Annotated in this window: 1 protein-coding gene; it reads right to left on the reverse strand. The window is 57.3% G+C overall.

Annotated features, from left to right (window positions below; translation table 11 throughout):
- Positions 1-55 precede the first annotated feature (55 nt).
- Positions 56-1,276: an IS256 family transposase gene (locus tag CSZ94_RS27270; RefSeq protein ID WP_102124355.1), complete on the reverse strand. Its 1,221-nt coding sequence runs from the start codon at positions 1,274-1,276 to the stop codon at positions 56-58.
- Positions 1,277-1,341 lie beyond the last annotated feature (65 nt).

The raw sequence follows: 1,341 nt of genomic DNA on the forward strand, positions 1-1,341 counted from the left end.
GGGAGTGTCAGGATTTTTGTGTGTCCGGAGTCATTTAGCTAATTTCAATGCTTGGTCACAGGTGCGCCGTAAAGCGCTCGGCGAACAGAATGGCGAATTGGTTTTTCGCGGCACGCCAAGTGATGGCTGGCATTTTCCAATTTTTCGCGATGTTGCGCAAGGCTAGCCAGATCAGTTTTGTCGCCGCCTCGTCGTTAGGAAAGTGGCCACGATTCTTGATGACCTTACGCACTTGCATATTGAGGCTTTCGATGGCGTTGGTTGTGTACATAATCCGGCGCACTTCCATCGGATACGCGAAGAAGGGAATCACCTCTTGCCACTGGCGCCGCCAGATCGCGGTGATGGTCGGGTACTTCAGCCCCCAGGGGCCGCTGGCGAACGCCTCAAGGGCCCGCTGCGCCTCGTCCTCGGTGGTGGCGCGGTAGATGTTTTTCAGTTCGGCGGCGACCAGTTTGCGCTCTTTCCAGCCGACGAATTCCAGGCTGTTGCGGATCAGGTGCACGATGCAGGTCTGGACCTGCGCCTGCGGGAAAACAGCGTTGATGGCCTGCGGGAAGCCTTTCAGGCCGTCAACCACGGCGATCAGCACATCCTCGACGCCACGGTTTTTCAATTCGGTCATGACGCGCAGCCAGAACTTGGCACCCTCGGTCTGCTCGATCCAGATGCCCAAAATCTCCTTGGTGCCGTCGGCGCGCACGCCCAGCGCCAGATACACCGCCTTGTTCTTGACGGTGCCCTCGTCGCGTATCTTGACCCGCAGCGCGTCAAAGAAGACCAGTGGATACATGGGTTCGAGCGGCCGGTTCTGCCATTCGATGACCTCGTCCATCACCTCGCCAGTGATAGTGGAAATGAGATCGGGCGACACCTCCAGCCCGTACAGCTCGGTCAGGTGACCTTGGATTTCGCGCACCGGCAGGCCGCGCGCGTACAGCGAGATTACCTTGTCGTCAAAGCCTGGCAAACGCCTTTGGTGCTTGGCCACGAGCTGCGGCTCGAAGCTGCCATCGCGGTCGCGCGGAATGTTGAGTTCAAGTCTGGTTTCGGCGGCTAGCACCGATTTCTTGCTGCTGCCGTTACGGTGATTACGCGTCTGCTCTGGACTATTGCGTTGCTGCTCCAGGTGGTGCGTGAGCTCGGCCTGGAGCATTCTTTCTGCAAGCGCTTTTTTCAACTGGCCGAACAGCCCGGCGTCGGTGAACATGGACTGTGGGTTGTGCGGGTCTACGCCCTCAAGCAGTTTGTCGAGTGTGGCTTTGTCGATGGTCATACGTATCCTTTCCAGGGATAAATTTTATCGTATGACTTCTTTCACACAAAATTTCTGACAGGCTC

The sequence above is a fragment of the Janthinobacterium sp. ROICE36 genome, assembly GCF_002869965.1.
Taxonomy (GTDB): domain Bacteria; phylum Pseudomonadota; class Gammaproteobacteria; order Burkholderiales; family Burkholderiaceae_D; genus Janthinobacterium.